The organism is Streptomyces sp. NPDC050422 (assembly GCF_044458665.1).
In the GTDB taxonomy this organism is placed as follows: Bacteria; Actinomycetota; Actinomycetes; order Streptomycetales; family Streptomycetaceae; genus Streptomyces.
This window is the reverse complement of record NZ_JBITIE010000004.1, coordinates 49873-73013: the sequence shown is the minus strand read 5'-3', so window position 1 is coordinate 73013 and position 23141 is coordinate 49873. Positions and strand designations below refer to the sequence as shown.

Genomic DNA, 23141 nt, shown 5'->3' with positions numbered 1-23141 from the left:
GGGGTGGTGGGGGGGGTTTTGTGGGCGGCCCCGCGGGGGCCCGGGGGGCCCCCCCCCGCCCCCCCCCCCGGGGGGGCGCCGGGCCCGGGGGGGGGGGGGGGGGCGGCCGGCCGCCCCCCCCCCTCCTCTCGTTCTCCCACTAGGTGTAATGACCCGCGCCGTCTGCCAGGACGGCCCGCAGGGCGGTGTCCGCCGCCTTGCTCAGCAGGAGCGGCTGCCCGTGCGTCGCGCACCGGTGGACCGTCACCCGGGAGGGGTCGGTCACCAGGCCGGCGAGGTCGGCTGCGGGCCTGCCGGTGATCACCGAGACGGGGCCGGTGACGCGGACCGGCCCGGCCGCCGGCCCAGCGGCGAGGAAGGCCAGCCAGACGCAGTATCGGGTGAGGAGGTGTTCGACGAGTTCCTCGGCGTCCTGGTCCCCTCCGTACGTCTCGATCAGACCGTCCTTCAGTGCCAGCAGCTCGGCCCGCAGCGCCGTCAGCAGGGCGGCGCCCTCCAGCCCGGCAGCCCGTGCCGACGCCGCCCCCGGGTCGGCACCGATGTTCCCGCAGAGGACGGCGAACTCGTCCAAGAGATACGCCGACGACCCGGGGTCCGGGTCGAGCAGCACGGCGTGCGGTGCCGTGCCGAACCGCTGCCGGCATGCCGCGGCCAGGTGCAGGGCCAGCGGCGCGGCCGTGCAGTGGGCCAGCACGAATTCGGGCGGGCCGTCCGTGAGGCCGTCCCGGATGCGGGCAGCCAGCGCCGGGAGGCCGAGGGATCCGGTGCGGTCCACGGTCAGGGGATCAACGCGCAGGCAGTCCACCTCCTTGGTGAGGAGGTCGAGCTTCTGGTCCTCAGGCAGTCCGGTGAACTGCAGGGCGAGCACCGAGTGCCGTCCACCGCCCGTGTCCGTCTCCATGACGCCTCCTTTCGCCGGTGTGTGATCGGTCGTGGTCAGGCGGAGAGGTGCCGCAGATGGGCCTCGGCGATCCTGCGGACGGTGGACTCCCGGTGCCGGTTGGCGGAGTAGGTCCAGTTCAGCCTCAGTTCCCCGTCCACCACCGCGGCGACGAGTTCCAGCAGGTGTTCCCGGTCCTCGTCGGCCGACGTCAGCTCGGGGGTGTCCGTCAGCCAGCGCCAGCCCGGCGCGGCCGCGCTCCCGGAGTTGTACCGCCCCAGGTAGTTGAAGGCGATCTCCGGCCGTCGCGCACGGGCCAGCCGTTCTCGAACGGAGGGGTCGGGGCAGAGGTACCGCAGGAGCCCGTACCCGAGTCCGTCGCCGGGGACGCGGTTCGCCTGGGCGACCAGTGCCGCACGCCGCGCACCCGGACTCCGCGGCTCCCGCGGGACGGTCAGACGGAGCGGGTGGCGTACGGCGAGCCAGCCCACCGTGCGGGACAGGTCCAGGCCGGTGTTGCCGCCGTCCCTGCCGTGACCGTTGACCTCGACGAGGACGTCGTCGCCGGTCCCCTCCTCGGCGACCGCCAGGGCCAGTGCGGCGAGCAGTTGCTGGGCCACGGTGCCCTCGCCCCGGCCGGTCCCCGCGACGAGGGTGTCGGTCCTCCCGCCCGGCAGGCGGTGGGTGACGGTCCGGGACGAGGCGGAGCTGTTCGGCCCGAGGGCCGCGTCGGCCGGCAGGGAGCTCCCGGCGTCCTGCCGCTCCCAGAACTCCGCCTCCCCGGCGACGGCGTCCGACGCCGCGAGTCCGGCGAGGGCACGGGCCCAGGCGGAGACGGGCACGGCCGGTGCCGGCGGTTCGGCCGGTGCGTGGTGACGCAGTCGCTGCCATCCCTGTGACAGGTCGTCCATGAGGATCCGCCAGGACACCGCGTCGGTGCCCAGGTGGTGGACGGCCAGGAGCAGCCGGTCCATGCCCGTCCCGGTGCGCAGCAGGGCCGCCTGGAGCAGCGGGCCGTGGGCCGGGTCGATGCCGGCGGCCAGTTCCGCGGCTGTGCGGCGCGTCTCGGCGGGCCAGTGTTCGGGAGCGGTGCCGGTCAGGTCCCTCTCGCGCAGCAGGGCCGACTCCTCGCATGCCACCGTGCGCAGGCGCGGCGCGCCGTCCGGTCCGTGGTCCAGCCGCAGGCGCAGGGCCTCGTGGTGTGCGGTGAGCCGGTGCAGCACGGCTTCCAGGTCGGCTGCCTCGGGGGTCCAGTCGATCTCGACGAGTTCGGTGGCCACGTGGGCGGCATGGTCGAGCGGCGCTTCGAGGAACCACCGTTGCAGCGGTGTGAAGCCCGCCTCGCCGGCCTGCTGCGCGGTGTGTTCCCCCGCCCGGGGCAGGGGGGCGGACGGCTCGCAGGGCGTGGCGGCCTCGGCCAGCCGGGCGAGGGTCTGGCACTCGAAGAGGGTCCGCGGGCGGAGGGCGAGGCCGGCTTCCCTGGCCCGGGCGACGACGCGCAGGGCCAGGAGCGAGTCGCCGCCGGCGTCGAAGAAGTTGTCGTGCGCGCCGACGTGGTCCAGGCCGAGGATGTCGGCCCAGATGTCGGCGAGGATCCGTTCCGGTCCGTCGCTGGGCGGCACGGAGGGTGTGGTCGTTTCACCGCGGAGGCCGGCGGGCGGCGGCAGGAGCCGCCGGTCGACCTTACCCCCGTTACTCAGGGGCAGTTCGCCGAGGATCACGATGACGGCGGGCACCAGGTACTCGGGCAGCGACTGCCGCAGGAAGTCCCGCAGTTCGGCGGGGCCGGGCGCCTCCGTGCCGGCCGGGACCACGTAGCCCACGAGCCGCCGTTCGCCCGGCTTGTCCTCCCGGACGGCCACGACGGCCTCGGCGATCGACGGGTGCAGCAGCAGTGCGGTCTCCACCTCGCCCGGTTCGATCCGGTAGCCGCGGATCTTGACCTGGTGGTCGATACGGCCGAGGAACTCCAGGTTTCCGTCGGGGCGGAAGCGTGCCCGGTCGCCGGTCCGGTAGAAGCGGGCCCCGGGCGTGCGGCTGTACGGGTCGGGCAGGAACTTCTCCGCGGTGAGCGAGGGGCGGTTCAGGTAGCCGCGGGCCACACCGTCGCCGCCGATGTACAGCTCACCGGTCACGCCGGGCGGTACGGGGCTCAGGTGGTCGTCCAGTACGTACATCTGTGTGTTGGCGATCGGCCTGCCGATCGGCACGACCGCGCGTGGGGCCCCGTCGGCCGGGATCTCGTAGACCGAGCATCCGACGACCGTCTCGGTGGGACCGTACTCGTTGATCATCCGGGCGCCCGGGGCGATCCGCTGCCAGGCCGCCGCGGTCTCCGGTTTCACCTCGTCGGCGCCGACCACGAAGGTCCGGACCGAGGTGACCGGCTTCTCGGTGCGGTGCTCGCCGTCCAGGTGGGCCCGCAGTACGTCGAGGTGGGCGGGGGTGATCTTCAGCAGGCTGAAGTCCCCTGGTCGGCGTAGCAGTTCGGCGAGGCCTTCGAGGCTCCGGTCCTCCGGCAGCAGGGTGACGTCGCGGCCGCCGATGAATGGCAGCAGGAAGTTCGGCACGGACAGGTCGAAGGCGATCGACCCCAGCATCGGCGCGCCGGAGCTGCCTTCGAGGCCGTATCCGCGCACCGCCCACACCAGGTAGTTGTTCAGCCCCCGGTGGGTGATGAGGACACCCTTGGGGCGCCCCGTGGAACCGGACGTGTAGATGGCGTAGACGAGGTCCCCGGGCAGGGCCGTCCGTCCCGGGTCGTGCTCCGGGTGGTGTGCGGGCCGGTCGCCGTCGAGGCAGATGACCTGCGCCGTCGTCCCGGGCACCCGGTCGCGGACGGCGTCCTGCGTCAGGACGATCGGTGCCGCGGTGTCCTCCAGGACGTAGGCCAGGCGGTCGGCCGGATGGTCGGGATCCAGCGGTACGTAGGCACCGCCGGCCTTGAGGATGCCGAGGATGCCGACGAACATCTCCACGCTGTGCCGGACGCACAGGCCGACGAACACGTCCGGCCGCACGCCCTGTTCGCGCAGCAGGTGGGCGACCTGGTTGGCCCGTGCGTTGAGCTGGGCGTAGCTGACGGTCCCGTCCGGGGTGACGACGGCAGGTGCGTCCGGTGTGCGGGCGACCTGCTCCTCGAAGAGTTCGTGCAGGCACCGGTCGGTGGGATAGCCGGCGTCCGTGGCGTTCCACTCCCGCAGGATCCGCCCGGCCTCGTCGGCGGGCAGGATGTCCAGCGTGTCCACCGGTGCGTGCGGGTCCGCGACGACGCTGCCCACCAGGTGGAGGAAGTGGTCCAGGATCCGCTGGGCGGTGGACGGGTCGAAGAGGTCCGTCGCGAAGACCAGATCGACGCGCATGCCCTGCGCACCCCGGTCCGTGGTGAACAGGCCCAGGTCGACCTTGGAGGTGGCAGTACCCAGGTGGGTCGGCTCCACGGTCAGGCCGGTCAGCGTCCACGGCTTCTCGCCGGGCTCCAGGTGCTGGTAGAGCGTCTGGAAGAGGGGGTTGCGGCTGAGGTCGCGCGGGGGCGCCAGCTCCTCGACGACCCGGTCGAAGGGCACGTCCTGGTGGGCGATCGCCTCGATGACGTTGAGGCGCGTGCGGGCCAGGAAGGCGTCGAACCGGGGACGGTCCCCGAGGTCGGCCGGCAGGGCCGCGGTGGAGGCGAACAGGCCGACCATGTCGTCCAGTTCGCCCGGTTCGGCGTGGCCCCGGCCGTGCAGCAGCGTTCCGACGGCGAACTTGGGCTGGCCGGTGTAGCGGTGGAGCAGGACCTGGAAGGTCGCCAGCAGGGTGGCGAAGACCGTCGTGCCCCGGGCGGCCGCGAGGGCCCGGACGCCGGCGGCGGTCTCCGGCGCGATGTGTCCGGTGACGGCGGCACCGCGGTAGGACTGCTGCGGTGGCCGGGGCCGGTCGGCGGGAAGGTCGAGCACCGGGGCGATGTCGGCCAGCGCGCCGCGCCAGTAAGCGAGTTGCTCGTCCAGCCGGGCCGGGTCCTGCCGGCCGAGCTGCCAGGCGCTGAAGCTGCGGTAGTTGACGCGGAGACCGGGCAGGACGGCCTCGCGCCGCTCGGCGGCGGCGGAGTAGAACTCGGCGAGGTCACGGGCCAGGACATCGAAGGACCAGCCGTCGGTGACGATGTGGTGCATGTTGAGCACCAGCAGGTGCTCGTCCTCGGCGACGGTGATCAACAGCACCCGGAACAGGGGCCCGGCGGCCAGGTCGAACGGGGTCGCGACCTCCTGCCGGGCCAGTTCCCGGGCGCGGTCGCGGCATTCGGCGCGGTCCTTGCCGCCCAGGGTGAGGAGCTTGAGGCTGCCCGGTCGCGGGGGCCGCACCATCTGCAGCGGCTCGGAGGTGCCGGGGAAGATGGTCCGCAGGGCCTCGTGCCGTTCCACCAGGCGGTCCACGGCGGTGCGCAGGGCCGGGAGGTGGAGCCGGCCGTGCAGCCACATCGCCTCGTTGGCACTGTAGAGGGCGTTGCCCTCCAGATAGCGGTCCTGGATCCACAGGCCGCGCTGCGCGGGCGAGACGGGGACGGGCAGCGCGGGGTCCACCTGCTCGATGGCGCTCAACTCCGCTTCGGCACGGCTGCGGCCGCCGGCCAGCCGGCGCTGGAGCAGCGCCTGTTTGGCCGGGGACAGCCGGCCTGTGCGGTCGGCCGGCGGGGCGATGTCGGTCATGGCTTCCCTTCCATGCGCACGGGTACGGACTCGTATCCCCAGACGAGGTTGGATCGCAGGCGGCGGACCGGGCCGGTCGGCTCGACATGGCGCACGCTGCGGACGATCTCCTCGAACAGCAGCCTCAGTTCCTGTCCCGCCAGTGCCGCGCCGAGGCAGAAGTGGGTACCGGCGGCGAACGCGAGGTGCCGGTTGGGGGTGCGTCCGACGTCGAAGCGGGCGCTGTCGGGGAAGACCTGCTCGTCCCGGTTGGCCGACGGCAGCCACAGGGCCAGCCGGTCGCCTTCGCAGATGCGCTGCCCGCCCAGTTCGGTGTCCCGGGTGGCGGTGCGCAGTACGTGCAGTGCGGGGCTGGTGAAGCGCAGAATCTCCTCCACCGCGGTGTCGACGAGTTCCGGGCGGGCGCGGAGCCGGCCGAACTCGCCGGGGTGGGCCATCAGCGCCAGCACGCCGCCCACCGTGGCGTGCCGGGTGGTCTCGTTGCCGCCGGAGATGAGCCCGTCACAGTTGAGGTAGACCTCGCTGTCGGTCAGCGGCCTGCCGTCGACGGTGCCCCTCACCAGAGCGGAGACGATGTCCTCGCCCGGCTCCTTGCGGCGCCGCCGGATCAGCTCGAAGTAGTACACCAGGATCTCGGTGTGGGCCTCGCTGCGCAGGCGGGCGTCGCCCTCGGCATCACTGGTGCCGAAGGCGGTGCGGGTCAGGGCGAGCATGTGGTTCCAGTCCGACTCCGGCACGCCGAGCATGTCGCAGATGACGGACAGCGGCAGCCGGGACGCCACGTCGACGAGGTCGCACTCCCCCGCCTCGACGGCCTCGGCCACCACACTGCGCGCGGTCGCCCGCATGGTGTCGGTGAGCCGCCGCACCATCGCGGGGGTGAAGCTGGAGTTGATGATCCGCCGGATCGCTCCGTGCCGGGGCGGGTCGGTGACGATCAGCATCTTGCCCGCGCTGGCCGCCGTCGCCGCGGGGTCGGCGTCCAGCCGCATGCCCTTCTCGGAGCTGTACACGGCAGCGTTCTTGAGGACCTGCGACACCATCGCATGGCTGGTCACCGCCCAGTAGCCGGGTGCGTCGGCCCGCTCGGTCCAGCAGACCGGTGTACGGGCGCGCAGTCGTGCCCAGGCCGTCTCGGGGTCGCCGGTGCGGTACAGCTCCGGGTCCGACAGGTCCCGTACGGTCTCCGCGTCCTGCAGCGTCGTCATCTCATCGCCCGCCGCGGGTGCGGATGCTCAGCGGCCGCATGTCGACCCAGACCTCCTCGATCCGGTCCAGGCACTCCTGGCGGGTTCCGCTGGTGCCTTCGTCGGTCCATCCCGCCGGGTTGGGCCGGCCGGCGGACCAGATCGAATACTGCTCCTCGTGGTTGAGGACCACCTTGTAGTGCTCGACGGGGCCGGTCTCGGACATGGTCTCCTCCTTGAGTGATCGGGTGGGTGCGCGATCGTTCACGAACCCGCGCTAGGGCGTGTTTCGAAAGTAGCGCCGTCCGCCCGGAGGGCGGGCCGGGCGGCGTCTGGTGCGTGCGATCGCAAGGCGCCGGGAAGTCCTCGTAGCGGAGCTACCAGGGCTTTTCGGCAACGCCGCGAGCAATGGGGTCTCCCCTGCTCGAGCGAAGCCGAGAGCTCGGGGAAGTGCCAGACGCCGCCCGGCAGGCGGGACTTTCGAAACACGCCCTAGCGCCGTCCGTCCGCCAGGCGCTCGGCCGGCTCGGGCTCGGGCAGGGCCTCGATCTCGGCGACCAGGAGGGCCTCGATCTGTTCGGCCAGCGTCCGTACGGTGGGGTGGTGGAACATCAGGTCGAGCGGGATGTCGAGGTCGAGGGCCTTGCGGAGCCGTGAGACGACGCGCAGGGCGAGCACCGAGTGGCCGCCGAGCGCGAAGAAGTCGTCGTCGGGCCCGAAGCCTTCCGCCGGCAGTACGGCACGGTAGGCGTCGGCCACCAACTGCTCGGCGTGGCTGAGCTCCTCGGCCGGAGCGGTCTTCCGCGGTGGGGCGTCGTCGGACGGGGTCTGCCCGGCCGCCGCTCCGGTCCGGTCCGGCAGCAGGCCGCTGACCCGCGTCGCGGGATCGGCCGCCACCTCGTCAAGTACCTGGCCCAGGTCCTGCGCCAGGCCTCGCACCCGCTGTTCGTCGAAGAGCGCCATGTCGTACTCCACTTCGCCAAGGAGCCGGTCTCCGTCGGGGCGGAACGCCACCGTCAGGTCGAACTTGGAGACGGTCACCGGCACGGGGTCCTCCCGCAGCCTGAGCCCGGTCTCCGTCTCGCCGCTCCACGGTGCCTGGGCCAGTTCGAAGGCGACCTGGAACAGCGGGTTGGCGCCCACGACGCGTTCGGGGCGTACCTCGCGGACGACCCGGTCGAACGGCACGTCGGAGCGGGCGAACGCCTCGGCGCAGCGCTGCCGGACGCGTTCCACGACGTCGTCGAAGCCGGGGTCCCCGGTGAGGTCGGCGCGCAGGGCGACCTGGTTGATGAACAGCCCGATCAGATCGCCGCTCCCGGGCACGCCCCGCCCCGCGACGGAGGTGCCGACCGCGAAGTCCCGCTGCCCCGTGTGCCGGGACAGCAGGCACTGCAGCCCCGCGAGCAACGTCATGAAGAGCGTGGCCGAGCGGTCCTTCGCGAGACGGCGCAGGGCGGTGACGGTAGCGGGCTCCACCGTGAACACGACCGCCCGGCCGGTGCCCGCACGGAAGGCGCCGCGCGGACGGTCGGTGGGCAGGGCGAGGCCGGGTGTTCCCGCCAGGGTGTCGCGCCAGTACGCCAGGTCCTCCTCCGGCGGGTTCTCGGCCTGCTGCCGCAGGGCACCGACGAGGTCCGCGTACTGCGGGGTCGGTCCGGGCGGCGCGGGCAGGCCGCCGGACGACGCCCGGGTGTACTCGGCCGCGAGCGCGCTGAACAGGATCTGCTGCGACCGCCCGTCGAAGACGAGGTGGTGGGTGGTCAGACACAGCAGGTGCCGGTCGTCCCCGTCGCGGATCAGAAGGGCCCGCAGCAACGGGCCGGCCGCGAGGTCCAGGGGTGTGGTCACCTCGGTGCGCAGCAGCGCGGCGACCGCGTCCGGGCGCTCGGCTGGCGGCAGGTGGCACAGGTCGTGCTCCTCCAGCGCGGGCTCCGGGCCGGGTGGCAGCGCGTAGCAGTGGTCCGAGGCGTCGCGGGGGAACCGGCAGCGCAGCACTTCGTGCCGGTCGCTGATCGCGGTCAGGGCCTGCCGGAGGGCGGTGACGTCGAGCATGCCGTACAGGCGCAGCGCCTGCGGGACCAGGTACTCGTGCGGGCTCCCGGACAGCTCCACCTGGACGAGCAGGCTCTCCTGCGCCGGTGACAACGGCAGCGGGCCGGGCCGGGCCGGACGCTCGAGCGGTTCGGCGCTGTGCGCGGCAGGCAGGGCCGGTGCCGCGAGTGCCGTCCTGAGGGCCACGGCGAGCCCGCGGACCGTCGGATGCAGGAAGATCTCCCGCAGCATCCCCCGGACGGGGATCCGGGGCCAGGTGCGGCCGATGTGCTCGATCACCTCGGCGGCGAGCAGGGAGTGCCCGCCGAGCTCGAAGAAGTCGTCGAGGACGCCGACCCGTTCGCAGCCCAGGATCCGGGCCCAGATCTGCGCGAGCTGCTCCTCCACGGTGTCGGCGGGAGCGGCCCGGGACTCCGGCTCGGGCCGCGCGACGCCGCCCGGGTCGGGCAGTGCGGCCCGGTCCACCTTCCCGTTCCCGGTGAGCGGCATGACACCGAGCGGCATCAGGACCGCCGGGACCATGTGCCGCGGCAGGGTCCGGGCAAGGGCGTCGCACAGTTCGCCGGGGCCGGGGTCCGCCCCGGCCTCGGCGACGTAGTAGCCGACGAGGGCGGCAGCACCCGGTGGGCCGCCGACGACCACGACCGCGTCGGCCACTCCGGCGCAGCTCCGCAGGGCGAATTCGACCTCGCCGGTCTCCACCCGCTGTCCGCGGATCTTGACCTGGTCGTCGGTGCGCCCGATGAGTTCCAGCGCCCCGTCCGGCAGGTACCGGACCAGGTCTCCGGTGCGGTAGAGGCGGCTGCCGGGTACGCCGCTGAAGGGATCGGGCACGAAGCGCTCGGCGGTGAGGGCGGGCCGGTGGAGATAGCCGCGCACGACCTGTGATCCGCCGATGTACAGCTCGCCCATGGTTCCGGGGCGGACCTGGTTCCCGGCCCGGTCCAGCACGTAGAGCTCGGTGTTGTCGACGGGGACGCCGATCGGCACCGGCGCACCGGCGTCCGGGTCTTCGGTCACCTCGTGCACGCAGCACCCGACCACGGCCTCCGTCGGTCCGTATTCGTTGAAGAACCTGGCCCGTGGCGCGAGGAGGCGCCATACCGCGACGAGATCGGCGGGCAGGACCTCGCCGCCGATCACGAAGGCGGCCACGGCGTCCGCCGGATCAGCCGCGGCGACCTCGCCGCGCAGGGCACGCAGATGGGAAGGCGTCAGCTTGACCATGGCCGGCTCCCGGCGCGGGTCGGTCAGGAGTGCGGCGAGTCGGGGCAGGGGCTGCTCGTCGGGGACCGCGACGAGGGGCTCCCCCGACAGGAGGGGCAGGAAGAAGGAGGTGACCGTGAGGTCGAAGCTCAGCGAGGAGTGCAGTACGGACCCCCCGCCGCCGGTGCGGTACAGGTCCCCGGCCCAGGCGAGGTAGTTGGCCAGTCCGCCGTGCGGGACCGCGACGCCCTTGGGCATGCCGGTCGAGCCGGAGGTGTAGATGACATAGGCCAGGTCCTGCGGGCCGGGCCGGGCCCGCGGGGCGTGTCCGGACAGGCCCGCGAGCGTCTCCCGGACGAGGTCCAGCCGCACGGTGCGTGCCGGGTGCGGTCCGAGGCGGTCCGCCGTCGTGGCGTGGGTGAGGACCAGGGCCGGCCGCGCGTCCTCCACCATGAGCCGCAGCCGGCCGGGCGGATAGGCCGGGTCGAGCGGCAGGTAGGCGGCACCGGCCTTGAGGACGGCCAGGACCGAGACCACCATGTCGGCGCCGCGTTCCAGGCAGATCCCGACGAGGTCGCCGCCGGTGACGCCGAGGGCGCCCAGGTGATGCGCCAGGGCATCGGCCCGGTCCTCCAGCCCGGCGTAGGTGAGGGTGTCGGTCCCGCAGACCACGGCCGGGGCCTTCGGGGTGCGCCGCACCTGCGCCGCGAACAGTTCCAGGACGCCGTCCGGCGTGGGCCTGCGCGGTCCTCGCGACCGGCGCCGCAGCCACTCCCGCTCCGCCGCCGGGAGCAGGTCCAGTTCGGCGACGCCCAGGGCGGGGTGCGACGCGGCCGCATCGATCAGTGCGAAGAGGTCCTGGTGGACGCGGCGTACGGTCGCGGGGTCGAACAGCTCCGACCGGTACTCCCACAGCGCCTCGAGTTCTCCGTCCGTCTCGACGAAGCTCGCGGCCAGATCCGCGGAGGTGCTGTCGGTGAACAGCTGCTCGTACTCGACGTGCAGGTCGTCGAGTTCGACGGATGCCCGGGGGGTGTTGTGCACCTGGAGCATCGTCTGCACCAGTGGCTGGCGGCCCGGCTCGCGGGGCGGCGCGACCCGCTGGACGACCTGGTCGAAGGGCGCCGTCTGATGGTCGGCGGCGTCGAGGGCGATGTCCTTGACGCGGCGCAGCAGTTCCCCGAAGGCGGGGTTGCCGGACGTGTCGATCCGCAGGGCGACGGTGTTGACGAAGAAGCCGATCAGGCCGGCCGTCTCGGCGTGGTGGCGGTTCGCGACGGGAGCGCCGACCACGATGTCGCTCTGGCCCGAGTAGCGGGTGAGCAGGGCCGCGTAGCCGCCGAGCAGCGCGTGGAACAGCGAGACACCGTGGGCCGTGCACAGTGCGCTGATCCGGTCGTGTGCGGACCGGTCGACGGGTATCCGCAGCACCGCTCCGTCCGTACCGCTGTCGGCGGTCGGCGGCCGGTCGAAGGGCAGTTCGGTGGCGGCGGGCGGGCCGTCCAGCAGACCGGCCCAGTGGTCGGTCTCCCCGTCGAGCACCCCACCGGTGAGCTGCTCCTGCTGCCAGGCCGCGAAGTCGGCGTACTGGATCGGCAGCGGTGGCAGCGGTGAGGGTTCGCCCCGGCGGAACGCCCCGTAGAGCGCGGACAGTTCACGGTTGAGCACACCCTCGGACCAGCCGTCGGCGGCGATGTGGTGGATCCTCAGCAGCAGTACGTGGTCCCGCTCGCCCAGCCGGATCAGGTCCCGGCGGAAGGGCGTGTCCGTGCCGAGCCGGAACACCTCCCGCGCCCGGGCGGTCGCGACGGCCCGCGCCCGGCCCGCCGGGTCGGCCTCACGGCTGAGGTCGTGCAGCGGCAAGGGTGCGGGCAGGTGATCCCGCACGATCTGGACCGGGACGCCGGCGTCCGTGGCGAAGACGGTACGGAGCACCTCGTGGCGGTTGCACAGCTCGTTGAGGGCGCTCTCCAGCGCGTCCCGGTCCAGGTCGCCGCGCAGCCGGAGCCAGAAGGCGAAGTTGCCGGTGCCCGCGGCGCCGTCACCGGCCGTGTCGAGGTCGTTGAGCAGCAGGAAGCGTCGCTGTCCCGACGACGGGGGCAGCGGGCCGGTGCGCGGGGCGCGCGGGATCGTACGGACGGGCTGGGCGCCGGCGGCCCGTTCGGACCGGCGGCGCAGCAGCCGCGCGTCCAGGGACCGGCGCCGTTCTTCGGCGGTTTCCGCAGAGCTGGGCATGTCCCTCCAGTCAGCGATGGGGCGGGGGCCTGTGCGTGGTGGGAGCGTGTCGGGGGTGTCTATCGCGCTTCCTTCGGCGGGCTATCAGGGTCCGGGCGTCCGCCCGGGCCGTGCTGGAGGTCGTCACGGATCGTGGACAGGAGCGCGGCACGCTGCTCGCCGAGGTAGAAGTGGCCGCCCGCAACGGGTGTCAGTCCGAAGCGGGACGACGTGTGCTCGCTCCAGGCGGCGGCCTGCGCCCGCGAGACATGCGGGTCGGCGTCCCCGCAGAACGCCCGGACCGGAATGTCCAGAGGTGTCGCGGCGGTGTGGACGTAGGACTCCAGGACGGCGAAGTCGGCGCGCAGCAGGGGCAGCAGCAGTGCGACGAGCTCCGGTTCGGCGAAGAACTCGGGCGGTGCGCCGCCCAGGGCCCGCAGTTCCTCCACGAACTCCGGGTCCGTCAGGTGTCCGGTCGGCGGCCGCAGGGGCAGGTGGGGCGCCCGGCAGCCGGAGACGAAGAGGTACCGGGGCTGCGGGCCGCCGAGAGTACGCAGCCGTCGCGCGACCTCGAAGACGACACGGGCGCCCATGCTGTGCCCGAACAGGGCGTACGGGCGGTCGGCGGCCGCCGCGATCCCGTCCGCGAGGTCGGCCACGAGCGGCCCCATCCGCGTGTAGGGCGGGTCGCCGAAGCGGGACTCGCGCCCCGGCAGCCGGACCGCTGCCAGCTCGATGTCCGGCAGACCGGTGTGCCACCCCTTGAAGACGCTCGCCCCTCCTCCGGCGTAGGGGACGCCGATGAGCCGTACGGGGGCGCCCGGCAACGGCTGTGGGACGTGGAACATGTCGGAGGAGGCCGCGGCCGCTCTCATCCGTCCCCCGTCCCGAGGGACAGGGCGGCCTGCAGGAGGACGTCCGCACCGGCTACGAGGTCGGCCGCGGCGGTGTCCTCCTCGGGTGTGTGGCTCAGCCCCTTCAGGCTCGGCACGAAGATCATCCCGGTGGGAGCGACGGCCGCGACGATCTGGGCGTCGTGGCCGGCGCCGCTCGGCAGCCGGGTCTGCTTGAGCCCCAGGTCGTCCGCGCAGGCGGCGATGAGGTCCTGCAGGCCGGGGTCCGTGGGCACCGGGACGGTGCGCAGGGTCTCCTCGGCCCGGATCTCGCAGCCGGTGAGCTCGGAGACCGCCCGGAGTTCGGCGACGAAGGACGACGCAGCGTCGGCGAGCCGGGCCGCGGATTCGTCGCGGAACTCCACGGAGATGAGCGCCTCGCTGGGGATCACGTTGGTGGCGCCGGGTGACACCGTCACGCATCCCGCGGTCGCGACGCGGCACCGGGCCGCGGTCGTCGCGGTGCGCTCCGCAGCGATGACGACATGGCTCATCGCGACCGCCGCGTCACGGCGCCGGCCCATCGGAGTGGTTCCGGCGTGCCCTGCCCGGCCGCGCACCCGGACGTCGTAGACCACCCGTCCGACGATGTCCGTGACCACTCCGATCGGCAGGTTCGACTCCTCGAGGACCGGGCCCTGTTCGATGTGGAGCTCGAGATAGGCCCGGACCGACCCGAGCGGCCAGGCGGCCCGGGCCACCTGCGCGAGGTCACCACCGGCCTGGCGCAGCGGTCCGGCCAGCGAGTTGCCGTGCCGGTCGCGGGGGTCGTCGGGCAGCCGGCGGAACTGGCCGGTCAGCGCCATGGAGCCCCAGAAGGGCTGGGGGAACAGGGCGCCCTCCTCGTTGGCGAAGGCCACCGCGACGGGGTCGTGGACGAGCTCGATGCCCGCCTCGGCGACGGTCTGCATCACCTCCAGCGCGGCCAGGACTCCGTAGGCCCCGTCCAGCCGCCCGCCGTTGATGACGGTGTCCAGGTGCGACCCCATGAGGACGACGGGCCCCGGGCCCGTGTCGTGCGCCCGTCTGATGATGACGTTGCCCGCGGGGTCGACCTCGCTGCGGAGCCCGGCCCCCGCGGCCTCGGCCCGGAGGTGACTCTGGGCCTGCCGGTCCTCGGCGCTGAAAGCCGGGCGGGTGACCCCGCCCAGCGGGCCGGCCCCGATCCGGCCGAGATCGTCGATGCGGCGCAGCAGCCGGGCCCCGTCGATCCGCAGGGCGCGGGACGCCGCGGTCCCGGTCTGCGTGGTGGTGGTCACCGGTCCGCACTCCTGTCTACGGCCCCGCAACCGGGGTACGTGGTCGGCCCGGGGGGTGTCATGCGCCCACCCGCACCGTGTCCGCGGCGGACCGCGTGTGGCGCTCGACGAAATCGACCGCCTCGGCGACCGAGCCGGCCAGGTGGAAGGGGGCCTGAGTGGTCTGCCGGACGAAGCCGTCGGCGAGGACCCTGTCGAACAGGGCGGTCAGCGGCTCCCAGATGCCGTCGAGGTCGACGAGCACGAGCGGCTTGGGGCACTGGCCGAGGCAGTTCAGGGAGACGACTTCCAGGATCTCGTCAAGGGTTCCGTAGCCGCCGGGGAGAGCGATGAAGGCGTCCGACCGGCGGATCATCTCCCGCTTCCGGTCGAACATGTCCTCGGTGATGACCATTTCGTCGACGTCTGCCTGGTCGGCGCGTTCGAGTTCGTAGAGGAAGCGCGGCACGATGCCGGTGACCCGGGACCCGGCGGACATCGCGCCGCGTGCCACCTCCCCCATCAGGCCCGCGCCGCCCGAGCCGTATACCAGGTCGTGTCCGTGCAGCCCCAGCGTGACGCCGGCCTCGTGGGCCAGCCGCACGGCCTCGGGCGACGTGCCCGGGCGTGCTCCGCAGAACACGCAGACCGAGAGGCGTTCCGTCTTCCGCGCCGCCGCAGAAGGATCCGAAAGAGCAGTGTCCACGGTGTCCCCTGTCGTGAATCCCAGTGATTGACTCTCCGATTCTTCGTGTGCGGCTATCGCTCCCCTATCGGTGGCCGATCGCCGCCGCAGCGGTGGTGGCGATGGGCGGGCGACAGGGCATGAATACGGCCGCGATACGTCGGCTCCGTAACGTCCGGGTCATCCGATCGACATGTACCACTGACCTGGAGGGGATCGAACGATGCCTGGTACCTCGCGCATTCTGTCCGTTCTGCTGGCCGCGACCGTCCTGGCGGCGGGTGCTCCGGCGGTGGCCGCGGCAGTGGCGCCGGCCACCGCGACGACATCGCAGCTGTCCGAGGGGGCGGACGGCGGAACGACGCCGCCGCCGTCCGAGCACCCGGACGGGGACACTCCCTGGACCTGAGCCCGGCCCGCACCCCGGCGGGAGCCCGGCCGGGGGATCCGTCCGTCAGGCTCAGCGCCTCCGGCTCCGTCCGTCAGGTCAGCCCGGCAGCTCAGCCCGGCAGCTCAGCCCGGCAGCGAGTCCAGGGCCTCCAGCGTCCGGTCCTCCCACAGCCTCAGACTCTGTTCCCGGAAGATGGCCAGAGCACGTTCGAGATGGCGGCGTGCTCCGGCCCGGTCGGCCCCCTGGGCGAGCAGGCTGCCGAGCTCGAACAGGGCCCGGCCCTGCGCGACCGTGTCCGCCAGTTCCTCGCTGATCTCCAGGGTCTTGCGCAGCATGGTCTCTGCCGTCTGGAAGTTGCCCAGTCTCATGTGCACCGCGCTCATCCCGAGGCGGGCGTAGCTCTCTCCCACCAGGTCGTCGTTCTGGCGCACCAGCAGCAGTACGGTGGTGAACGCCTCACGGGCCGCGTCGACCCGGTCCTGCTCCAGCTGCGCGAGGCCGAGGCGGTACAGGACCTGCGCCTCGGTGCGTCTGCTCCCGACGGCCCGGCAGATGCCGAGGGCCTCGTCCAGTTGCTTGACCGCCTCGTCCGGCGCGTCGGCGTCCAGCCGGTGCTGGGCGATGTTGACGAGGACGTGGGCGGCGCCGATCCGGTCCCCGGCCCGGCGCAGTTCCCTCAGGGCCGACTCGTACCGTGCCAGCGAGAGCCGGGTCTCGCCCATGTGGTAGTCCAGCGACGCCTGGCTGCGCAGGACGAGGCCCTGGCCGTGGCGGTCGTCCAGTTCCTCGAAGATCTCCATGGCCCGGTCGAGCAGCTCGGGTGCCGTGCCGCTCTGGCGGCGGGTGACGTGCAGCGAGCCGAGGGAGGACAGGATCGCGGCGATGCCCCGGCGGTTGTCGGTCTCGCGGACCGCGGCCAGCGCGAACTTGTGCGTCTCCGTCCAGTCGTCGAAGTAGCCCCTGGCCTCGAAGAGGGTCACCAGCGTGCTGGCGAGGTCCCAGCACAGTTCGTCCAGGCCCGCACCGGCGCTGTGCCGTACCGCGGCCGTCAGGTTGAGGCGTTCGCTCTCCAGCCAGCCCAACGCGTCGCGCATGGGGATCTCATGGAACCCTCCGCGCGGCTCCCAGCGCGGAGCCGTGCCGTGCAGCAGCGTGAACTGACCACCGTAGAGCAGCCCGTGGGCGTGTTCGGCCAGGAAGAGCCAGCCGCCGCACACCCGCTCCAGGAGCCGCCGGCCGTCGGCCTCGCGCTCCGGGCCCTCGACGGACTGCTCCCGCGCGAAGATGCGGATCAGCACGTGGAACCGGTAGGAGATACCTCCGGAGGCGCCGGCGGCGATGTAGTCGAGCAGGTGGGCGTCGACCAGCTCGTCGAGCAGGTCCTCCGCCTCCCGCACACCGATGTCGAGCACGGCGGCGGCCACCCAGCTCGGGAAGGTGTCCCATGGCAGGTCGCTCAACGCCCGGAAGAGCAGGCGCACCTGGGGCGGCAGCGTGCCGTAGGTCAGCGAGATGCTGGCCCGTACCGCGAGGTCGCCGTGGACCAGTTCGTCCAGCCGCCGGTGTTCGTCGGCGAGCCGCCGCACCATGGTCTCCAGCGTCCAGTGGGGGCGCGCGGCAAGTCGGGCACCCGCGACCCGCAGCGCCAGCGGGAGGCCGCCCACCAGCTCGGAGAGGGTGTGGGCGGCGGCCGGCTCGGCGCGCACCCGGTCCTCGCCGACGACCCTGCCGAGCAGCTCGATGGCCTCGCTCTGGTCGAACTGGCCGAGGTTGACGAGCCGGCAGCCGGGGAAGCCGGTCAGCCGCACCCGGCTCGTGATGATCACCGCGCAGCCGGCGCTTCCCGGCAGCAGCATCCGCACCTGGGCCTCGTCGGCGACGTCGTCCAGCACGATCAGTGCCTTCCGGGCCGCCAGCCGGCTGCGGTAGAGCCGGGCACGTTCCTCCACGGCGTCGGGGAACTTGGTGCCGGACGGGCTCAGGGCCCGCAGGAAGGACATGAGCAGTTCCTCGCTGGAGAGGGGGTCGGACCGGGTCCCTCTCAAGTCCGCGTAGAGCTGCGTGTCGGGGAAGTGGGCCGCGGCGAGGCGGTGGGCCACATGGATGGCGAGGGCGCTCTTGCCCACGCCGTTCTTGCCCGCGACGACGACGATGGGGACCACACCGCAGGGGCCCGCCGAGACGTCGGACGGCTTCAACGCGCGCTCCATCGCGTCCACGTAGTCCGCACGTCCGGTGAAGTCACTGGTGGCCGCGATGAGTTGGTGGGGGCCGCCGGTGTGCGCGGCCGGCTCGGCGGTTCCTGACCAGTCGAGGCCGGGCTCCTGGGTGAGGATGGCGCTCTCGAGCCGCCGCAGTTCCTCACCCGGTTCGATGCCCAGCTGGTCGACGAGTTCGGCCCGGGCGGTGCGGTAGGTCTCCAGCGCTTCGGCCTGTCTGCCGGAGCGGTAGAGGGCCAGCATGAGCTGGCCGCACAGGCGCTCGCGCAGCGGGTTCTGGGAGACGAGGGTCATCAGTTCGCTCACCAGCTCGCGGTGCCTGCCCAGCTGGAGCTCCCGGTCCACGCACTCCTCGTAGACGCTGAGGCGGGCCTGGTCGAGCCGGGCGGCCTTCGCCCGGACGAGCCGGCTGGTGACGCTGGCCAGCGCGTTGCCGGACCACAGCGCGAGTGCGTCGCGCAGCAGGGCGGCGGCCTCCGCCACCGATCCGGCCCGTAACACCCGCCCGGCCTCGGCCACCGTGTCCTCGAAGACCTGCATGTCGAGCTGGTCCGCCCGGACCCGGATCAGGTATCCCGGCGCGCGCGTCTCGATGATCTGGCCGGCCTCGGCCAGGATGCGGCGTAACGCCGACACACATATCTGTATCTGGCTGCCCGCCGTCGTCGGAGGGTCGTCCCCCCAGATCGCGTCGATCAGGCGGTCGGTGCCGACGACGTGGTTGGCCTCCAGGAGCAGCATCGACAGGACGGTCTGCTGACGTCCCGCCCGTAAGGGGACCGGCTTTCCCCCGATCAGGATCTCGACGGGCCCCAGAACACGGAACCGGACCGACGGCACATCCACGTCACCCTCGTTGACCAAGGCCGGCAAAGTTCCCCCCGAACCGTGAATCACTTCCCTGCCCAACCAGTAGGAGGCCGACAGGAGTTCGGACCGGTCTGGATCTCAGCCCGGCACGCACTTGCCCGGTTCCCCTGAGGTCAGAGTGAACCAGCGAGACCCTACCCATCTCGTGGGGAAGAATGCGACGGCGCAGCCGCCGTCATGGCGGTCGGGCCTGCCGTGACGGTCGGAGACCCTCATCCGTCAGCGGCATCACGGCCATGAGACCCGTGGGCCCGCGCTCAGTCCTGGGCGGACGCCGCGACGCGCACCGCCTCCGTGAAGTCGCCGAGCCGAGTGCTGTCGAAGAGCGCGCGAACGGGCAGCGCCAGGTCGAAGTCCTGCCGGAGACGGACGATCACCTGGGTCGCGCTCAGCGAATTGCCGCCGAGCGCGAAGAAGTCGTCGGTCCTGGCGACGGAACCGGCGCCGAGCACCTCGGACCAGATCTCGGCGATCGCCTCCTCCAGGGGCCCGTCGGGCGCCTCGGCCGTATCGCTGGCGACAGCCCGCTCCGGCGCCGGCAGCGCCTTGCGGTCGACCTTGCCCGCCCGGGACACGGGCAGTTGGCCGAGCAGGACCACATGGGACGGCACCATGTAGTGCGGAAGGCTGCGCCCGCACAGCTCGCGAAGTTCGTCCGGTCCGGGCGCCGCGCCCGGCCGGGCGACCACGTAGGCGACGATGGTGCGCGTTCCGGGTGTGTCCTCCCGGACGACGACCACCGTTTCCCGGACCTCCGGGTGGGCGGCGACCGTCCTCTCGATCTCGCCGAGTTCGATCCGGAAGCCGCGGATCTTCACCTGGTCGTCCATGCGGCCCAGGAATTCGAGCGCACCCGACTCGTTCCGCCGGGCGAGGTCCCCGGTCCGGTAGAGCCGCCCGCCCGGCACGTCACCGAAGGGGTCGGGGACGAAACGTTCCGCTGTCAGCGCCGCCCGCCCCAGGTAGCCGCGCGCGACCGTGGGCCCCGCGACGCACAGCTCCCCCGGCGCTCCCACGGGGACCGGCCGGAGTTCCTCGTCGACCACGTACGCCGCCGTGCCGGGCACCGGGCGGCCGATGGGCACGCCCGCCGTCTCCGCCGGGGTGACGCGGTGCCAGGTCGACCAGATGGTCGCCTCGGTCGGCCCGTAGAGGTTGAAGAAGCGCCGGGCTCCGGCCCAGCGGGCGGCCAGAGCAGGCGGGCACGCCTCTCCGGCGACCGAGACCGTGCGCAGGTCGGGCAGATCGGCCTCCTCGACGAGCGCGGCCAGCGCGGACGGCGGGAGCACCAGGGCGGTGATCCGCTGTTCCGCCAGGAACGCGGTCAGGTCCACGGGCACACCCCGGTCCGTCGGGGCGAGGTGCAGTGCCGCCCCGGCGCCGAAGGCCATCAGCATCTCGAAGACGGACGCGTCGAAGCTCGCGGACGCGAAGTGGAGCACCCGGTCCTCATCGGTCAGTCCGAGCACCGAGGCCATCGCGTCGATCACCACGCGCATGCCCCGGTGGGGCACCCCCGTGCCCTTGGGGCGGCCGGTCGAACCGGACGTGTAGATGACATAGGCGAGGTGGCCGGCCCCTACCTCCGCGACGGACGGCGGGGTGCCGGGGGCCGTCTCCGCCTCGGCGGTCAGGTCCTCGATCGGTACGGTCGCCCCCGGCCGGTGTGCCGCCGGGGCGGGCAGACCGCGGGCGGTGACGACCAGGCAGGGGGCGGCGTCGTCGATCATGTAGCCGATCCGCTCGGCCGGGTAGGCCGGGTCGAGCGGCAGGTAGGCGCCGCCTGCCTTGAGGGTGGCGAGGACGGCGACAACTTGGTCGATACCGCGTTCGAGGTGGATGCCGACGACACGCTCCGGTCCCACCCCGCGGGCGGCGAGGACGTGGGCCAGGCGGTCGGCCCGCTCGGCGAGTTCGCGATACGTCAGCCTCTCCTCCCCGGCCACCAGCGCCGTGGCGTCCGGATGACGGCGGGCCACGCCGTCCAAGTGACGGGCGAAGTTCCACCGCTCGTCGTCCCCTTCCGAGGCGACGAGGGAGACTTCGCCGGAGTTGTCGCCCTCGTACGGCGTGTTCCGGGCCAGGTCGGCGACGGCGAGGTCGGGGTCCGCCACGACGGCGTGCAGCAGGTCGACGTACTGACGCTGCATCCGTTCGATCCCGGCGGGGCCGAACAGGTCGCTGCGGAAGTCCCAGACGCAGGTGTACGCGTCCTCCTCCCGCAGTACCGCGACCACGAGGTCGACCGGCGCGGGCGCGCTGGCCATGACCAGCGGCTCGAACGACAGGTCCGCCGTCCGCACGGACTGCCGGTTCAGGTCCGCGAGCTGGAACATCACGTCGAAGAACGGCTGACTGCGGCCCTGCTCGTAGTCCGGGGCGAGTTCCCGGGCGACCTGCTCGAACGGCACATCCTGGTGGGCGTACGCCTCGAGCGTCACCTCATGGACGCGGGCGAGCAGCTCCCCGAAGGACGGGCGGCCGCTCAGATCGAGACGCAGGCCCACCGTGTTGACGAAGAACCCGATCAGGTCCTCCAGCTCCGGCCGGGTGCGGCCCGACAGGAGCGATCCGACCACGAAGTCGTCCTGGCGCCCGTACCGGCCGATCAGCACGCCGAAGGCCGAAAGGAGCACGGAGAACAGCGATGCTCCCTCGCGCCGGGCCAGTTCCTCCAGTTCACCGATCAGGCCGTCGGGCAGGCCGTGCGACCGGGAGAGGTTCGTGGGAGCGCCGTCGGTGTCCTGGCGCCGGTGGAAGGTGAGCCGGGGCGGCTCGCCGCCGAGCCTGCCCCGCCAGTACGCGAGTTGCCGGTGCTGCGCCTCGCCCTCCAGCCACTCCCGCTGCCAGTCGGCGTAGTCCGCGTACTGGACCGGCAGCTCCGGCAGGGGCGAGGCGGATCCTGAGGCGAGGGCCGGGTACAGCGAGACCAGTTCGGTGTGCAGGACCTGCAGGGACCGTGCGTCGCAGACCAGGTGGTCGAGGGTGAGGAGCAGCACGTGCCGGTCGTCGGCCGGCCGGAAGAGGACGGCCCGAAGCGGGAGCTGCGCCGACACGTCGAACGGGGCGTGCAGGTCACGTTCGGCCTCCACCTGCCACGCGCCCTCCGGGTCGGCACTCCCCCTCAGGTCCACCTCCCGGAGCGGGAGCGTCGCCTCGGCCGAGATGAGCTGGACGAGTTCGCCGTCCTCCAGAGCCAGCCGGGTACGCAGCACCTCGTGCCGGCGCAGGATCTCGGCGAGGACGCCGCGGAGCACCGGGACGTCCACGGCACCCTGAAGACGCAGGCCCATCTGGATGTTGTACGTCGCGGCGCCGTCCTCCATCTGTTCCATGACCCACAGGCGCTGCTGGGCGAAGGATGCCGCGGCGACGAACTCCTCCCCGCCGGTCGGCGCGGATGCCCCGGAGGGTTCGGCGAGTGCCGGCGTCGTCCCGGCGGCGTTGACGGTGGTCATGTGGGGGTCTCCTGTTCGGCGTTACCGGGGTCAGTGGGCCGGGGTCGTACCGGACACCCGTCGGATCCAGTGGGCGAAGTCGGGTGTCCTGCCCTGCTGGGCGGCGGTGAGGGCGGCGCGCAGGGCCAGTGTCACCGGGCCGGGCCCGCCGGTTCCGACGCTCCAGCGGTCGTCGTCGTGCACCGTGCCGATGGGCGTGATCCCCGCCGCGGTCCCGCAGGCGAAGGCCTCGGTGAGGTCGCCGCTGCGGCAGCCCTCCCGCCACTCGTCGACGGAGAGGCGCTCCTCACCGGTGCGCAGGCCGAGCCGCTCCGCCAGGCCGAAGACGCTGTCGCGGGTGACCCCGGGCAGGATCGTGCCGCTGCGCGGCGGGGTGACGACGCGTGCGGCATCGCCCGTACCCCGGACGAAGAAGATGTTCATGCCGCCCATCTCCTCCACCCACCGGCGTTCGGCCGGGTCGAGCCAGATGACCTGGTGGCAGCCGGCGAGCGCGGCCTGCTGCTGGGCCAGGTATCCGGGGGCGTAGTTGCCGGCGCACTTGACGTCGCCGGTTCCGCCGGGTGCCGCCCGGCTCTGGTCGCGGCTGATCCACACGGACACCGAGTCGGGCCGGTCGGCGAAGAACCCCCCGGTCAGGAAGGCGATCAGGACGAACCGGTACTGCCGGGCCGGCCGCAGCGCCAGCACCGGTTCCGAGGCGTAGAGCACCGGACGCAGGTACAGACTGAGCGCCGGATCGTCGGGCAGGAGGCCGGCGTCGGCGCGCACGAGGTCGTCCACCGCGCGCAGGAACGTCTCCACGGGCAGTTCGGGCATCGCCAGCCGGCGTGCCGAGCGCTGGAACCTCAGCGCGTGGTCCGCCGGGCGGAAGACACCGACGGTGCCGTCGGCCTGGCGGTGGGCCTTCAGCCCTTCGAAGACCACCTGCCCGTAGTGCAGTCCCACCATCGCCGGGTCCATCGACAGCGGGCCGCGCGGCCCGAGGGCGCCCGGCTCCCACCCCTGGTCCGCGGTCCATGCCGCCGTGACCATGTGGTCGGTGAAGGTCTCGCCGAAGGCGAAGCGGGCGGGTCCGGCGGCCGGCGGCAGGGCGCGGCTCTCGGCGGACTCCACGGCGGACTCGGTCATGGGCGACTCCTCGGTCGGGCGGCTGG

The 23141-nt window shown here is 72.9% G+C and carries 12 protein-coding genes; 1 reads left to right on the top strand and 11 read right to left on the bottom strand.

Annotated elements, in window-relative coordinates; all coding sequences use genetic code 11:
* Positions 1–139: 139 nt before the first annotated feature.
* The 8 genes from ACIBJG_RS06710 to ACIBJG_RS06675 form a co-directional block, all read right to left on the bottom strand.
* Positions 140–901: a hypothetical protein gene (locus ACIBJG_RS06710; RefSeq protein WP_399304656.1), complete on the bottom strand. Its 762-nt coding sequence runs from the start codon at positions 899–901 to the stop codon at positions 140–142.
* Between the two features lie 35 nt (positions 902–936).
* Positions 937–5568: an amino acid adenylation domain-containing protein gene (locus tag ACIBJG_RS06705; protein ID WP_399304654.1), complete on the bottom strand. Its 4632-nt coding sequence runs from the start codon at positions 5566–5568 to the stop codon at positions 937–939.
* The gene (locus ACIBJG_RS06700; RefSeq protein ID WP_399304652.1) at positions 5565–6776 is read right to left on the bottom strand and encodes a cytochrome P450; all 1212 of its coding nucleotides are present in this window, start codon (positions 6774–6776) and stop codon (positions 5565–5567) included. Before ACIBJG_RS06700 ends, ACIBJG_RS06705 begins: the two co-directional genes overlap by 4 nt.
* Position 6777: 1 nt before the next feature.
* On the bottom strand, positions 6778–6981 hold the full coding sequence (locus ACIBJG_RS06695) for an MbtH family protein (protein ID WP_399304650.1): 204 nt from the start codon (positions 6979–6981) through the stop codon (positions 6778–6780).
* A 266-nt stretch (positions 6982–7247) separates the two neighbouring features.
* Entirely contained in the window at positions 7248–12251 is a 5004-nt protein-coding gene (locus tag ACIBJG_RS06690; RefSeq protein ID WP_399304648.1) for an amino acid adenylation domain-containing protein, read from the bottom strand.
* Positions 12252–12310: 59 nt separating this feature from the next.
* Positions 12311–13105, bottom strand: coding sequence for a thioesterase II family protein (locus tag ACIBJG_RS06685; protein ID WP_399304646.1), 795 nt, complete (start codon positions 13103–13105; stop codon positions 12311–12313).
* A complete protein-coding gene (locus tag ACIBJG_RS06680) occupies positions 13102–14382 on the bottom strand; it encodes a Zn-dependent hydrolase (protein WP_399304644.1) in 1281 nt (426 codons plus the stop codon). The genes ACIBJG_RS06685 and ACIBJG_RS06680 overlap by 4 nt, the downstream gene beginning before the upstream one ends.
* 58 nt (positions 14383–14440) lie before the next feature.
* Entirely contained in the window at positions 14441–15067 is a 627-nt protein-coding gene (locus ACIBJG_RS06675) for a TIGR00730 family Rossman fold protein (RefSeq protein ID WP_399304642.1), read from the bottom strand.
* A gap of 202 nt (positions 15068–15269) precedes the next feature.
* Between ACIBJG_RS06675 and ACIBJG_RS06670 the strand changes: the two genes are divergently transcribed.
* The gene (locus tag ACIBJG_RS06670; RefSeq protein ID WP_399304640.1) at positions 15270–15455 is read left to right on the top strand and encodes a hypothetical protein; all 186 of its coding nucleotides are present in this window, start codon (positions 15270–15272) and stop codon (positions 15453–15455) included.
* A 104-nt stretch (positions 15456–15559) separates the two neighbouring features.
* Here the strand turns inward: ACIBJG_RS06670 and ACIBJG_RS06665 are convergent, their stop codons facing one another.
* The 3 genes from ACIBJG_RS06665 to ACIBJG_RS06655 all read right to left on the bottom strand — a co-directional run bounded on the left by ACIBJG_RS06665 (position 15560) and on the right by ACIBJG_RS06655 (position 23115).
* Positions 15560–18502 carry an AfsR/SARP family transcriptional regulator gene (locus tag ACIBJG_RS06665; protein WP_399304638.1) on the bottom strand — a complete coding sequence of 981 codons (2943 nt, stop codon included), beginning with the start codon at positions 18500–18502 and terminating at the stop codon, positions 15560–15562.
* A 281-nt stretch (positions 18503–18783) separates the two neighbouring features.
* Positions 18784–21984, bottom strand: a complete 3201-nt coding sequence (locus ACIBJG_RS06660) for an amino acid adenylation domain-containing protein (RefSeq protein ID WP_399304636.1) — start codon at positions 21982–21984, stop codon at positions 18784–18786.
* A gap of 30 nt (positions 21985–22014) precedes the next feature.
* Positions 22015–23115, bottom strand: a complete 1101-nt coding sequence (locus ACIBJG_RS06655; RefSeq protein ID WP_399304634.1) for a branched-chain amino acid aminotransferase — start codon at positions 23113–23115, stop codon at positions 22015–22017.
* Between the last annotated feature and the right edge of the window lie 26 nt (positions 23116–23141).